Consider the following 14,849-nt stretch of genomic DNA (forward strand, 5'->3'; position numbering starts at 1 on the left):
AGCTCTGTCAATCCTGGCTTATTTGGCGTTACGCTGTTGCATCAGTGTGATGAAGTGGTCAAACAGTTCGCTGGCTTCATGCGGGCCTGGGCTCGCTTCCGGGTGGCCCTGAAAGCTGAATGCCGCTTTGTCCGTGCGGTGAATGCCCTGCAACGAACCATCAAACAGTGACTTGTGCGTGGCGCGTAAAGTGGCCGGCAGCGTCGCTTCATCAACGGCAAAGCCGTGGTTTTGCGCTGTGATCAGTACTTTTTTGCTGTCGAGGTTTTGCACCGGGTGGTTACCACCATGGTGGCCAAACTTCATCTTCAGGGTTTTTGCTCCACTGGCAAGCGCCAGCAGCTGGTGACCCAGACAGATCCCGAATACCGGAATGTCGGTTTCGAGGAAAGTTTTAATAGCTTCAATGGCATAAGTACAAGGTGCCGGGTCGCCAGGGCCGTTGGACAGAAAGATACCATCCGGGTTCAGCGCTAACACTTCTGCAGCAGAAGTTTGCGCCGGTACCACAGTCAAACGGCAGCCGCGGTCAACCAACATACGTAGAATATTGCGTTTCACACCAAAATCGTAGGCAACGACGTGAAATACCGACTCAGGTGCAGCACGGTGGCCTTCGCCCAGTGCCCAGCTGCCTTCACTGAAGCTGTACAGCGCTTTGACCGTCACTTCTTTGGCCAGATCCATGCCGGACAAACCAGGGAAGCTACGTGCCAGTTCCAGTGCTTTGGCTTCATCGATATCACCAGCCATCAGACAGCCATTCTGCGCGCCTTTCTCCCGCAGGATCCGCGTCAGTTTGCGGGTATCGATGTCGGCGATGCCGAGGACGTTGTGATCTTTGAGGTATTGACTAAGGGAACGTTGATTGCGGAAATTAGAAGCGAGGAGTGGAAGGTCACGAATAATCAGGCCCTTGGCCCAGACTCTGCCGGATTCCTCGTCTTCATCATTGGTTCCGGTATTACCAATGTGGGGATAGGTCAAAGTGACCATTTGTTCTGCATACGAAGGGTCGGTCAGGATCTCCTGATACCCGGTCATTGAAGTATTAAATACCACTTCACCAACCGACACACCTTCAGCGCCAATGGCTGTACCACGAAATACGGTGCCGTCTTCCAGTACGAGCAGGGCGGACTTAGTCAAGATAACCTCCAAACAGCAAAAAACGGGCGTAAAATGCTGCTGTTTTACCACCCGTTTTGACCCAGAAATTGTGTACTCAGTTCTGCCTAGGCAAACCTGCTTATTCTAGGCCATTTGCGCTCTTTGGTCTAACTATTTTTTGGATTTTTGCGAAAATAACGGCTTTATCACAAATTTGCTCTAAAAAAGCCAAAAATCTATGTTAAGTCAGCCAAACCCAACACTTGTTGCATAGAATAAAGTCCAACCTGTTGATTTTTCAACCACAAGGCCGCACGCAGCGCACCTTGGGCAAAAGTGTTGCGGCTGGATGCTTTGTGAGTGATTTCCAGCCGTTCACCCAGGTCCGCAAAAAGTGCGGTATGATCGCCAATGATGTCACCGCCGCGTACTGTAGCAAAGCCAATCGTCTGTTGATCACGTTCGCCGGTGATGCCTTCACGGCCATACACAGCGCAGTCTTTTAAATCCCGGCCAATGGCTTTGGCAATACTATTACCAATGGCTAAGGCGGTGCCGCTCGGTGCATCCTTTTTAAAACGATGGTGGGCTTCAATGATTTCAATATCAGCACTCTGCCCCATCACTCTTGCGGCGGTTTGCACCAGATGCAGCAGTAGATTGACGCCCACACTCATATTCGGTGCCCAGACAATCGGAATTTGCCGGCTTGCCGCTTGTACTTCAGCGTACTGTGCGTCCGTCAGACCAGTCACGCCAATCACCATGGCCTTTTTCGCCGCCACCGCCAGTTTCAGGTGGGCCAGCATCGCTTCCGGCATGGTGAAATCAACCCAGACATCGGCTTTTTCCACCGCTGCGAGGCTGGTTTGTGTCAGCGCCAGCTTTAATTTGCCGCAGCCCGCCAGTTCGCCGGCATCAGTACCGATGAGCTCAGAACCAGCACGCACTGTCGCGGCGGTTAGGTTTAATTGTTGCTCTTTTGCCACTGTCACTAAAGCGCGGCCCATGCGGCCATTGGCGCCAAAGATGCCAATTGAAGTCATGTCTAGTTCCTGTATCGCCAAAATGGCAGTCCAGACCGCCATATTTAAAAAAGTGGCTTATTAAAGCAAAAAATTGCCGGCGGCTCTAATCAAATTTGCTGCCTTGTTCTGTAAAAGCTGCGCAGACGCTTTAACTACGACTTCTGTCATTTTCAAAAAAAACGCACCCCGAAGGGTGCGCAAGTCAGACAACAACATTCACTCAGTCGGTGCCTGTGTCTGTTTAGTTGTAACGAATTCGCCAAAAGCGCAATTTATTTCAGCAATGGCTGCAATTGATCTTGTTGTGCCAATAGATCCAGATACAAACGCAGCTGGTTTTCAGCGCGCTGTAAATTGTGATTTGGCCTGTGCACGGCGAAATAACAATCGCCGTTTAAATGGTCAGCCAAAAAGCGGATGCCGATCATCAGACACATCACTTTGGCGCCAAGCCACAGACTTTGCCGCTCGGCCGGTGTGATAATGCCAGCGAGCCCTTGCAGATAGCCTTGCGCCAGGGCAGTAAAAATTTCCGGTCGGATACGCACCGCCGCCGGATTTAACGAATCTTCCGGCTCCGGCGAGCAGCAGGTGCGTACCATATCGCCAAAATCAAACAGCCAATAGCCAGGCATGCAGGTATCCAAATCGATAGCAGCAATACCACGGCCCTGCGTGTCCGAATACAGCATGTTGTTGATTTTGGTATCGTTGTGGCAAACCCGTCGCGGCAGCTCAGCACATACAGCTTCGAGTTCTGTCACCAGTGTGCGCTGCGACAGGCAATAATTCAGCAAATCCTGACAGCCAGCAAGCCGGCCGGCTTTATTTTGCGCGGCGGCGTCTTCGAGCTGTTGAAAGCGAAATGCCAGATTGTGAAAATCCGGGATCACCGTATGCAGCTCGTCGGCCGGAAAGTCGGCCAGTGCCGCGGCAAACTGACCAAAAGTCAGCGCAGCGGCAAATGCCTGCTCGGCAGTGTCAACCACTTCAATGCTGCGGCCACCATCAATAAAGGCCAAGGCGCGTAAATCTGCTTGCTCACCACTTAAATAACAACCGTCCTGGCGTGGCTGCTGGCGCAGGATCTGCAATGGATATTGACCTTGCGCCTGCTTTTGTTCCAGATGTTGTTCAATTCGCAGCGCATTGTCGACCAGTTGCTGCGGCGACGGGAAAATTTGCGTATTGATTTGCTGCAAAATGAGTCTTTGTTGTGCATTTTCAATCAGATAAGTCCGATTGATATGGCCATTACCAAATAACCGGACAGAGGCATCCGGCGAAAACTGATAAGCCGCCAGCACATCGGCTGGTAATAACGACGACACCGCAGCTGCGGCTGATTCAACTGACATAGAACTTACCTGATTGACGGACGGCCCACGCATGCTTTGAGCAAGCCGCCTATTGTGCTTGATTAGATTTTATTGTCAAAAAAACTGCCGAGCGCAGCCAAATCGGCCGGATAAGTGATCCCGCGCCAGGCTTCTGTTGAGACCATGACACAAAGCTGCTGACCTTGTTGCAGCGCCTGGTCCACCGCAACAGGCAAATAGGATTCAGCTTTTTCGCCGGGACCGGCCTGAAAAAACTGCTGCAACTGTGTTTCGAGCCGCGCCAGCAGGTTTGGGGTAAAACCCCAGATATTCATCGACACCAGTTGTTGACCGGACAATGGCCGGCGAAAGCCCTGCCCGTCCAGCCCGCTGAGTGCGCCATCGTGGTCGGCCTGTATCTCAGTCCACTCGGTTACCTTCAGCAAACGCCCTGCTTCAACCTGACAACAACCGCGGTTGACGCCGCCATGCTCCGACAAAGTAAGTGCCAGCGGATAAGCCACCATGGCCCAGCTGCTGGCCGGCGCAGAAAAATGCTGCACTAACTTAAACATCGCGTCGCCGCCGTAATAATCATCGGCGTTAATGACAATAAAAGGCTGCGTCAGCTGCTGGCGCGCCGCCCAGACCGCATGTGCGGTGCCCCAGGGTTTGGTTCTGACCATAGTTGGCAAAACACAATCTGCAGGGATGTCGTCGAGTTGCTGCACAACGAACTCAACTTTCAAATCAGCCGGTAAAGTGGGTAACACCTGTTCGGTAAATAACGTCTGTAAATTCTGCCGGATCACCAGCACCAAATGGCGGACACCGGCGCGATAAGCGTCCATCACGCTGAAATACAACAGCGGCCGGCCGGTATTACCAACAGTCGCCAGCTGTTTATCACCGCCAAAACGACTGCCCATGCCCCCAGCCAGCACTAATAATGAAACCGCAGCAGTCATTCCCGCTTGCCTCCTGCCTGAATAAAACAGCGCCGGCTGAGCCGGCGCTTATTAACACTTTAACAACAATGTACCACAGTTCTGATTGCCTCGTCAGCTGATCAGAGGCCGTCAGCTATTCAGACTCCGCCAGCAAAGCGCCTGTTACAAAGCGCGCTGCAGAATGTGCGCGACCACTTCAGGCGTAATATCACCGTGCTCGCCCAGACGTTCGGCCTTTAACTCGGTCAGCTTGGCCACAACAGCCGCTTTGGCATCCGCATTGATGCCGTAGTCGGCCAGCCGGGTCGGTACACCCATCTGCTCGAAGAATGCCCGGGTATGACTAATGGTTTCATCAATCAGCCGCTCTTCGTCCTGATGCTGCAGGTTAAATACGCGGCGGCCGTACTGTAATAACTTTTCGCGTTTTTGCTCGCGCTGTTGCTGCATCACGGCTGGCAGCACTATCGCCAGCGTCTGGGCATGATCCAGACCGTATAAAGCGGTCAGCTGATGGCCAATCATATGGGTTGACCAGTCCTGCGGCACACCAACACCAATCAGGCCATTTAGCGCCATTGTCGCAGTCCACATCAGATTGGCGCGGATGTTGTAATCCTGCGGATTCGCAATCGCTTTAGGGCCAAACTCAAGTAACGTCAGTAATAAACCTTCAGCGAAGCGATCCTGCACCGCTGCGCCGACCGGATAAGTCAGATATTGTTCCATCACGTGGATATAAGCATCGACCACACCGTTCGCCAGCTGTTTGGCCGGCAATGAATAAGTCACAGTCGGGTCCAATACGGCAAATTGCGGATAGACCAGCGGGCTGCCAAAAGATAATTTCTGCTGAGTCGCCTGTTTGGTGATGACGGCAAAACCATTACTCTCAGAGCCTGTGGCCGGCAACGTCAGCACACAACCTAAAGCCACTGCTGCTTTTAACTTGACCTGTTTACTCAGAATGTCCCAGCCTTCACCATCGTAACGCGCCGCCGCAGCGATATATTTTGTGCCGTCGACCACACTGCCACCACCAACCGCCAGCAGGAAATCAATCTGTTCGGCATGCACCAGCGCCACCGCTTTGCTCAGGGTTTCGTAGCTTGGGTTCGGCTCAATACCGCCAAATTCAAATACCGTGAAATCCTTCAGCGCCGTTTTCACCTGGTCATACACGCCATTGTGTTTGATCGAGCCGCCGCCGTAAGTCAGCAACACCCGGGCACCGGCAGGGACCAGCTGGCGCAGTTGGTTGATTTGGCCTTCGCCAAACACAATACGGGTCGGATTCTGGAAGGTAAAATTCAGCATAACGGGCTCCGGCAATGGTGAGACAAAGTGGAAAACTTTAGATCGCTCAGGTAGATATGGTCGCGTTGTGGCGTATTTCAAGGGAAAAAATTCGGCATTTGCGGCAAATTGCGGTAAAACATCGTTATAAGCAAGTCCTAATTCATATTGACAGGCCTTCTGGACGTCCTTATATTCCGCAAAATTATTAAAAACATAAAAGTAATTAAATTAACCAAGCTTGCTCCGGTGTCAGATTGGCACCGGCATTTGATACCGAGGTTTAGCATGTCCGGATCTGCCGTCGGCGCCAAACGGTCTTTATTGCCGTTGTTGCTGTTTGTTTCGTTATTTTTAGGCACTGGCCTCTACCTGCAAAGTCAGGGCGTGGCTTATGCGTTTTATCAGCTGCCGGGTCCCGTGGCGATACTGCCAGCCTTAGTGCTGGCTGTCTGGTTACACCGCGCACCATTAACCGAATCGGTGGATTTACTGGTTAAAGGTGCCGGCAACAGCAATATCATCACCATGTGTATCATCTATTTGCTGGCTGGGGCTTTTGCCACCGTCGCCCAGGCGACTGGCGGTGTGGACGCTGTGGTCAATGCCGGTTTAAGTCTGGTGCCGGCCAGTCTGATTTTACCCGGTTTATTTGTCATTTCTGCAGTAGTCGCCACCGCCATGGGCACCTCAATGGGCACTATCGGTGCTTTGGCGCCCATTGCAGTAGGCCTTTCACAACAAGCGCAAATAGAACCGGCATTGATGGCGGGCGCATTATTGAGTGGCGCCATGTTTGGCGATAATTTATCCATTATCTCGGATACGACTATTGCCGCGACCCGCACTCAAGGTGCGGAAATGAAAGATAAATTCCGCGAAAACCTGAAGATTGCTACGCCTGCCGCGGTCTTGACTGTACTGTTGTTTGCTGGCCTCGCGACAACAGATCAGGTGATTGAAGCCAAAGCTTTTAGCTGGAGTGGCGTGTTGCCTTATGCGGCGATTTTGATTCTGGCGATCGCCGGCATGAATGTCTTTGCCGTGTTATTACTCGGCATAGTTCTGGCAGCGCTGCAAGGCGTGTTTTTTGCTGATTATGCCGTGGCGAACCTTGGCAAAGATATTTTTAAAGGCTTTGGCAGCATGCAGGAGATTTTCCTGTTGTCGATGTTTGTCGGTGCTTTGGGCGAATTTGTGAAAGCTCAGGGTGGCCTCGCCTGGATCGCGGGTTTAATCGATGGCCTGGCAAAACAGCTGCGGCTGGCTGGCAACAAAGCCCAGCAGCTTGCGATTGCTGCGCTGGTATTTATCAGTAACCTGTGTATCGCCAACAATACAGTGGCGATAGTGCTGGCTGCCGACGTCAGCCGCGATTTGGCACAGCATCACGACATCACCCCCAAACGCAGCGCCAGCCTGCTGGATATCTTCTCCTGTATCAGCCAGGGCCTGGTGCCTTATGGCGCGCAGGCGCTGTTATTAGGCGCCAGCTTCAGCTTGTCACCCTGGGATGTGGTGACGCAAAGTTATTACTGTCTTATTTTACTGGTGGTTGCACTAGGCGTTATTTTGCTGCGGCCGGCACGCGGCCACTAAGAGAGTCATCGCGCGCAAAATAAAAAATCCCGCAACTGCGGGATTTTTTTGCCTGAACACCAGGACTTATTTATTACAGGCTGGTAAACCGCCACTGGCTTTACGCTGCTGGTATTCAGCATCCGCTTTGGGCATATTCTTTTGCAGCGCTTTGATGCGATTTTCCGGCACCGGGTGGCTGGATAAAATCTGTGGTGTGCCACCGCTGCCTTGTTTGGCCATGTTTTGCCAAAGCTTCACTGACTCTTCCGGCTTAAAACCGGCTTTGGCCATCAGCTCCAGGCCAATTAAGTCGGCTTCTGATTCATGCACCCGGCTAAAGGGTAAAATCACCCCAACTTGAGCACCTAAACCAAAAGCGGTCGACAATTCAGTTTTAAACCGGGTATCCATCGCGCTGAGTGCCACGTCGGCGACACCTAAAGTGGCCTGCACCGCCTGGTTGCTGGATAAACGCTCATTGGAATGACCGGACATCACGTGGGCGATTTCATGGCCGATGACGGCCGCCAGCTGATGCTGGTTCTCAGCGACCAGCAGCAGACCGGTATACACGCCGATTTTGCCACCGGGCAGCGCAAAGGCATTGACCTGATCGCTTTCAAATACCACGATTTCCCATGGGTTTTGCTGATACTTGGCAGGCGTCACACTCAGTACCTGCTTCGCTACGCACTGCACGTACTGATTGGTTTTTTTGTCTTTACTGACCGGCGTTTTAGCTTTCAGATCTTCAAAAGTCTGAATGCCCATTTTATTGACCTGGGTTTGATCAAATAACATCAGTTGCGGCCGGCCGGTCGGAGACTCGGCACAAGCGGTTAAACCTAGCGCGAGTAACACCGCGGTCCAGAGCATGGTTGGTTTTTTCATCAGAAATCCTGTTCGTAAAAAAACTTCAAAATTGCAGCCTGGCAAAACAACACCGCCAGCGAGGCTGGCGGTGATTTTCGAGCTGGCAGTTAACCGGTTAAATCATCAAAGAATTTCTTCACACCATCGAAGAAACCTTTGGATTTCGGTCTGTGCATGGCTTCGCTGTCACCGGCCCAACTTTCATCGAGCTGACGCAGCAGGTCTTTTTGTTTTTCCGACAAATTGACCGGTGTTTCGACCACTACTTTACAGACTAAATCACCGACACCACCACCGCGCACCGACTGCACACCTTTACCGCGCAGACGGAACATTTTGTCGGTCTGGGTTTCGGCCGGGATCTTCAGTTTGACACGACCATCCAGCGTCGGCACATCGATTTCACCACCCAGCGCCGCAATCGAGAAGCTGATCGGCACTTCGCAGGCCAGATTATTGCCATCGCGGACAAAAATAGGGTGATCTTTGACATGCACCTGCACATACAAGTCACCTGCCGGTGCGCCATGCATACCCGCCTCGCCTTCGCCGGTCAACCGGATACGATCGCCGGTGTCGACGCCAGCCGGGATCTTCACTTTCAGCATCTTGGTCTTTTCGACGCGACCTTCGCCATGACACTTCGGACATGGTTCCGGGATTATTTTGCCGCGGCCGTTACAGGTCGGACAGGTTTGCTGTACGGCAAAAAAGCCTTGCCGCATCGTAACCTGACCGTGGCCCTGACAGGTACCACAAGTCTTAGCTGAAGTGCCTTTTTTCGCGCCTGAACCGTCACAGGTATCACAAGACACCAGCGTCGGAACTTTGATCTCCAGCTCTTTGCCTTTAACCGCCTCTTCCAGACTCAGTTCGAGGTTGTAGCGTAGGTCAGAGCCGCGCTGCGCCCGCTGCCCACCACCGCCACCACGGCGGCCGCCGCCGAAGATGTCGCCAAACACATCGCCAAAAATGTCACCAAAATCAGCACCGCCGCCGCCAAAACCACCGGCGCCACGGTTTGGATCGACACCGGCATGACCATATTGGTCATAAGCGGCACGTTTCTGGTCGTCGTTCAGGATCTCATAGGCTTCCTGAACTTCTTTGAATTTCTCTTCCATGGCTTTATCGCCCTGCGTACGATCAGGGTGATATTTCATCGCCAGGCGCTTATAAGCCTTTTTAATCTCTTTTTCGTCGGCGCCTTTGCTGACGCCCAACACTTCGTAATAATCACGCTTTGACATAATGCTGCTTCAACTGTTCAGGGTCAGCGGATAAACAAGCGACCGCCGGGGCGGTCGCTTTTACTGTTCAGAAGACCGCAGCTTAATGCTTTGGTCTTACCAAGACAACGCTTACTTGTTGTCTTTGACTTCTTCAAACTCAGCATCAACCACGTCGTCGTTGGCGTTTTTGGCATTGCCTGCCTCTGCGCCCGGATTATGTTGCTGGGCAGCAGCCTGCAGTTTTTGTGCAGCCTGTACCAGCGCCTGAGTTTTGGCTTCGATTTCAGCTTTATCACTACCTTTGATCACGCTTTCCAGCGCGCTGATAGCGGCTTCAATCTCTTGTTTGTCGTTAGTTGCCAGGTTCGCACCCGCTTCTTCCACCTGTTTGCGGGTGGCGTGCACCAGCGCGTCGGCCTGGTTACGGGTTTGCACCAGCTCTTCAAACTTCTTGTCTTCTTCCGCGTTCAGTTCGGCGTCGCGAACCATGCGCTGGATTTCATCGTCAGTCAGACCTGAAGACGACTTGATCGTGATCTTCTGCTCTTTACCTGTGTCTTTGTCTTTCGCTGACACATGCAGAATACCATCGGCGTCCAGGTCAAAAGTCACTTCGATTTGTGGCTCGCCACGGCGGCCCGGACGAATACCTTCTAAGTTAAACTGACCCAGCGACTTGTTAGCTGAAGCCTGTTTACGCTCACCCTGCAGCACGTGAATGGTGACGGCAGACTGGTTGTCTTCAGCCGTTGAGAAAGTTTGCGACTTCTTGGTCGGAATTGTCGTGTTTTTCTCAATCAGCGCTGTCATCACGCTACCCATAGTCTCAATACCCAGAGACAGTGGGGTCACGTCCAGCAGTAACACGTCAGTCACGTCACCAGACAGCACCGCGCCCTGAATCGCCGCGCCAACAGCAACAGCTTCATCCGGGTTGACGTCTTTGCGTGGCTCTTTGCCAAAGAACGCTGTCACCGCTTCCTGTACTTTTGGCATCCGGGTCTGACCGCCGACCAGAATGATGTCGTCGATGTCACCGACTGACAAATCCGCATCTTTCAGCGCCTGTTTTAACGGCTCGATAGTGCGGCTGATCAGGTCTTCTACCAGCGCTTCCAGTTTGGCGCGTGTCACTTTGATGTTCAGGTGTTTTGGACCTGTGGCATCAGCAGTGATGTAAGGCAGATTCACTTCAGTCTGAGAGGCAGAAGACAGCTCGATTTTGGCTTTTTCTGCTGATTCTTTCAGACGTTGCATCGCCAGCGGGTCGTTCCGCAGGTCAATACCCTGTTCTTTTTTGAACTCGTCAACCAGGTAGTTGATCATACGTGAGTCGAAATCTTCACCACCTAAGTGGGTGTCACCATTGGTCGACAGCACTTCGAAGGTTTGCTCACCATCGACATCGTCGATTTCGATGATCGAGATATCAAAAGTACCGCCACCTAAGTCATACACCGCAATTTTGGTGTCGCCTTTTTTCTTGTCCATGCCATAAGCCAGCGCCGCAGCAGTTGGCTCGTTGATGATACGTTTCACTTCCAGACCCGCGATACGGCCGGCGTCTTTCGTTGCCTGACGCTGCGCGTCGTTGAAATAAGCTGGCACTGTGATAACCGCTTCAGTTACTGGCTCGCCCAGATAATCTTCGGCAGTTTTCTTCATCTTTTTCAGCACTTCCGCAGAAATTTGCGGTGCGGCTAATTTTTTGCCTTTGACTTCAACCCAGGCGTCACCATTGTCGGCACGGGTGATTTGATAAGGCATGATTTTGATATCACGTTGTACTTCGGCGTCTTCAAAACGACGACCGATCAGACGTTTAATCGCAAACAAAGTATTTTTTGGGTTGGTGACAGCCTGACGTTTTGCCGGCTGACCGACCAGAACTTCACCATCTTCGGCATAAGCAATAATAGATGGCGTGGTGCGCGTGCCTTCAGCGTTTTCAATGACGCGAGGCTGGTCGCCGTCCAGGATTGCCACACAGCTGTTTGTTGTACCTAAGTCAATACCAATAATTCTGCCCATAATTTACTCCGCTCTATAATTTGGAACAATTTCATTGTGTTGACCGGTTAATGGGGTTTACCCCTGATCGATTCAAGGTTATTCCAACAAAAATTTTCATTTTTCTGCGCTTAACGGGGCAAAACAGCAGGTAAAAGCGGGAACTTCGACCAAACCGCAGAGTCGGCTAATCTGCCACAGCGGAATTTTCGTACCCAAGGTCAACCAGCACCGGTATAATCGGCGCATTGTTCTTACGGAGACACCCAGCATGCCATTACTCGACAGCTTTACCGTTGACCACACCATCATGAAAGCCCCTGCCGTGCGCGTGGCGAAAAAAATGACCACGCCAAAAGGCGACGACATCACTGTGTTTGACCTGCGTTTTTGCGTACCGAACCAGGAAATTCTGTCAGAAAAAGGTATCCACACACTCGAGCATTTGTTTGCCGGTTTCATGCGCGACCACTTAAATGGCAACGGCGTTGAAATCATCGATATTTCACCAATGGGCTGTCGCACCGGTTTTTATATGAGCCTGATTGGTACACCGGACGAAGCGCGTGTTGCCCAAGCCTGGCAAGCCGCGATGAACGACGTGCTGCAGGTGCAAGACCAGAATAAAATTCCAGAGCTGAACGTCTATCAGTGCGGCACTTACGAGATGCACTCACTGGAAGAAGCCCGCCAAATCGCACAAAACATTATCGACCGCGGCGTAGGGATTAACCGCAACGACGAGCTGACGCTGGCGCCAGAGTTTTTAGGGCATTAAGCCTTCGCTCAACTTCAATTAAAACGCCACACACGTGGCGTTTTTATTTTTGCATCCCTGGACATCGGCACAAACTGCTCCATGCGTTTGCGTCGGTCATTTGCGGAGCAAATGACGTTCAACCGGCAACAGGCCAAACTGTTGGCCTGTTGAAATCCCGGTTTCACCATACCGTACTTCCTGTACATCGCCGAAAAGCTCCGGGTACCGCGTACCTGCATTTTCGGCGTACCATCCCTGGATATAAAAAAACCGGTCCATTGCTGGACCGGTTGGCAATATCTCCCGCCGGACAGGATGCCGGCCGGAGGTCCATCGCACTCTTCACACTACGATTGGCTGTCACATAATTACTGGCAAGCCGCACCTTTGGTCCAGACTTCATTGGTGCCAGGAGTATTGCCCTGGGTCCACCAACGGGCGGTGTATTCAAAGCCCTGATAGCTGACTTTATTGCCACCGACGTAGACTTTGCTGGCTTCCCACACCGGCGTCAGACAGCTGCTGCCGACTTCAAAGCTGACCACCACTGTGCCATTGGCTTTGACCTGAGTCAGCGTCAGACTGTTACCGACCGCTTGCGCTACACCATTGACCAGAATCGATTTCACCTTAAAGCCGGCATTGGGCGTGATGGTAAAGAGTTGATTGGTGTTATCCCGCACCTGCACCGCGCCACTTGGCGAAATAGTGCCGCCGCTGCCGCTGACACTGGCATTGATAGTGTGATAAATCGCATTGGACGGATCATCAATAGTCACATCACTGAAACTGCCGCCTTTGAGGCCGTAGAAATTCGCCGCAGTTAAATCGGTGATTTTGGTATTGAGCAGACGCAGGGTTTTGGTATCGCCCTGCCCCTGACTGCCAACCAGACTGACCACTGTGGTGGTACCATCCTGCGTCAGCTTCAGTGTGCTGAAGGTATAAGGGAAAGCGCTTAAATTCAGCGTCGTATCGGCGGCTTTAAAATAATCCACCGTTTTGGTCTGGCCCCAGCTCCAGCTGGTATTGGTCAGCAGGACAGTAAAGCCGAGCCGGTTGTAGCTGCCGGTGACATCAACAAACATGTCCGGGCTCACCTGGCTGCGATTAACGCCTTTGAGTTCAATCCAGGAATAAATGCCACCGTCTGCGGCTTGCGTGCCGACAAACAGGCTGCCATTGTCCTGGAAGGCTTTGAGGTGTTTAAAGTCAATGCCGGCAGTGCCGCGGATTTGGTCGGCTTGCGGGTTAAAGCTGTTGACTGTGCTTTTGCCACTCCAGGCCAGCGGATAAATCTGTCCGGCCTGAATGACAGCGCCAACATTGGCCTGCACCTGCGCGACCGTGACATTTTCCAGCACCAGCGTCTGACCGGCAAAACTCAGTTCTGCGCCTTGTACACCCTGCGTCACCACCAGATTGACCAGTGGATTAGCCACCGACCAGCCACGCAGCACCACGCGATCATCGCCGACGGTAAAGCCTTTCACCAGCGTGCGGGCATTGGCACTTTGATTGAGCTGAATCAGGTCTTTACCACCGCCGGTCTCAACCACATCATTGCCCCAGCCAGCCGCTAACACTTCGTTGTATGGACTGCCGCTAATCACATCATTGGCAGGCGTGTCAAAAATAGTGTCGAAACCTCCAAATTTGTGAATATAAGTGGTGATACAAGTGCCGAGTTCATCACAACTTTGCTGGTTTTTAATCAGCAGATCTGCAGTGCCCCAGGCGCCGCGTAAGTGTGCAGCCGCCAATAAACCCGACATAGTCGCCTGAATGGTGATGTTATTGCCGTTGGCGTCTTTGCCCGGCCAGCTTTTCGCCAACGCCTGTGCCCAGGTCATATTGGCTTTGGTCAAGAGTTCAGTCATGACGCCATAGTTAAACCGCATCACATCGCGGATCACCACTTCTTGTTTATCTGGTACTTTTAAGTCGGCAAAGCTGCTGACACCGTTTTTGCCGACAAAACTGCCCTGCCACAGGTTGGTATCAGTCGCCAGAATATAATTGCCACCTGAGCCCGGAATTTCCGAACGCGCTTGTTTCACGCCATTAGCCCAGGTGCTGTCCGGCATAAAGATATAAAAGCTGTCGAGCGTCTCATTGCCGGTTGTCACTTGTTTCGGGCTGTAATAACCGGCCGAAATCAGCACGGCTTCACCAAGCTGATAACCAATAAAACCCCAGGCATTCAGCGAGTTGTATTGCATAGTGCGAAACATCGCCGCTTCGTCGGCCGGAAATTCGCTATAAAAAGATGCGACACCGAGTTTCTGGAAAAACTCGCGGATAGTAGTCGCTTCAGAAATCATCGAGCCTGTGACCGGGTCGCGGATGATCTGGCCCGGCGCTGTGACTTTGGCGTAGTTGTACACCGGCTGGTCCAGATTCTGCCGGTAAAACGCCGCTTTGGCCGGGTCAATACCGGACTCAAAAGCGCGCATCGTATCGAGAAATTGCTGGAAACTGCCCTGCGCCGCGAAAGCCTGTGCACTTAAGCCGAGACAGCATAAAGTGACGAGGCGTGCCAATGGCCGTGTTAAAGGCCGTTTCATTAGATTTTGCATCGGTAACTCCTTTGGAAGAGACGATAGGTTGGCAAAAGCCATCGCGTAATACCCTGCTCCCGGGCCTGGAGCAGGACGCAAAGCTGTGAAGGGATACCGTCAGCGCAAAGC

Annotated in this window: 11 protein-coding genes; 2 read left to right on the forward strand and 9 right to left on the reverse strand. The window is 52.3% G+C overall.

Annotated elements, in window-relative coordinates; translation table 11 throughout:
• Positions 1 to 18: 18 nt before the first annotated feature.
• From carA to ABNT34_RS16205, 5 genes are all read right to left on the reverse strand, one after another.
• Positions 19 to 1,149, reverse strand: a complete 1,131-nt coding sequence (carA, locus tag ABNT34_RS16185; protein WP_348733450.1) for a glutamine-hydrolyzing carbamoyl-phosphate synthase small subunit — start codon at positions 1,147 to 1,149, stop codon at positions 19 to 21.
• A 197-nt stretch (positions 1,150 to 1,346) separates the two neighbouring features.
• Positions 1,347 to 2,156: a 4-hydroxy-tetrahydrodipicolinate reductase gene (gene dapB, locus ABNT34_RS16190; protein ID WP_348733452.1), complete on the reverse strand. Its 810-nt coding sequence runs from the start codon at positions 2,154 to 2,156 to the stop codon at positions 1,347 to 1,349.
• Between the two features lie 254 nt (positions 2,157 to 2,410).
• A complete protein-coding gene (locus ABNT34_RS16195) occupies positions 2,411 to 3,496 on the reverse strand; it encodes an aminoglycoside phosphotransferase family protein (protein WP_348733454.1) in 1,086 nt (361 codons plus the stop codon).
• A gap of 62 nt (positions 3,497 to 3,558) precedes the next feature.
• Positions 3,559 to 4,425, reverse strand: coding sequence for an NTP transferase domain-containing protein (locus ABNT34_RS16200; protein WP_348733456.1), 867 nt, complete (start codon positions 4,423 to 4,425; stop codon positions 3,559 to 3,561).
• Between the two features lie 144 nt (positions 4,426 to 4,569).
• Positions 4,570 to 5,724: an iron-containing alcohol dehydrogenase gene (locus ABNT34_RS16205; RefSeq protein ID WP_348733458.1), complete on the reverse strand. Its 1,155-nt coding sequence runs from the start codon at positions 5,722 to 5,724 to the stop codon at positions 4,570 to 4,572.
• Positions 5,725 to 5,991: 267 nt separating this feature from the next.
• On the opposite strand from ABNT34_RS16205, the gene ABNT34_RS16210 reads away from it, so the two are divergent.
• Complete coding sequence (locus tag ABNT34_RS16210) at positions 5,992 to 7,302, forward strand: Na+/H+ antiporter NhaC family protein (protein WP_348733460.1); 1,311 nt, start codon at positions 5,992 to 5,994, stop codon at positions 7,300 to 7,302.
• 66 nt (positions 7,303 to 7,368) lie between these two features.
• On the opposite strand, the gene ABNT34_RS16215 is transcribed toward ABNT34_RS16210, so the two are convergent.
• The 3 genes from ABNT34_RS16215 to dnaK all read right to left on the reverse strand — a co-directional run bounded on the left by ABNT34_RS16215 (position 7,369) and on the right by dnaK (position 11,420).
• Complete coding sequence (locus ABNT34_RS16215) at positions 7,369 to 8,175, reverse strand: M48 family metallopeptidase (RefSeq protein ID WP_348733462.1); 807 nt, start codon at positions 8,173 to 8,175, stop codon at positions 7,369 to 7,371.
• Positions 8,176 to 8,264: 89 nt separating this feature from the next.
• Entirely contained in the window at positions 8,265 to 9,407 is a 1,143-nt protein-coding gene (gene dnaJ / locus ABNT34_RS16220) for a molecular chaperone DnaJ (RefSeq protein WP_348733464.1), read from the reverse strand.
• A 111-nt stretch (positions 9,408 to 9,518) separates the two neighbouring features.
• Complete coding sequence (gene dnaK / locus ABNT34_RS16225; protein WP_348733466.1) at positions 9,519 to 11,420, reverse strand: molecular chaperone DnaK; 1,902 nt, start codon at positions 11,418 to 11,420, stop codon at positions 9,519 to 9,521.
• Positions 11,421 to 11,670: 250 nt separating this feature from the next.
• On the opposite strand from dnaK, the gene luxS reads away from it, so the two are divergent.
• The gene (gene luxS, locus ABNT34_RS16230; protein ID WP_348733468.1) at positions 11,671 to 12,177 is read left to right on the forward strand and encodes an S-ribosylhomocysteine lyase; all 507 of its coding nucleotides are present in this window, start codon (positions 11,671 to 11,673) and stop codon (positions 12,175 to 12,177) included.
• A 350-nt stretch (positions 12,178 to 12,527) separates the two neighbouring features.
• On the opposite strand, the gene ABNT34_RS16235 is transcribed toward luxS, so the two are convergent.
• Positions 12,528 to 14,738, reverse strand: coding sequence for a carbohydrate-binding protein (locus tag ABNT34_RS16235; RefSeq protein WP_348733470.1), 2,211 nt, complete (start codon positions 14,736 to 14,738; stop codon positions 12,528 to 12,530).
• Positions 14,739 to 14,849 lie beyond the last annotated feature (111 nt).

Source organism: Rheinheimera texasensis, assembly GCF_964031785.1.
Classification (GTDB): domain Bacteria; phylum Pseudomonadota; class Gammaproteobacteria; order Enterobacterales; family Alteromonadaceae; genus Pararheinheimera; species Pararheinheimera texasensis_A.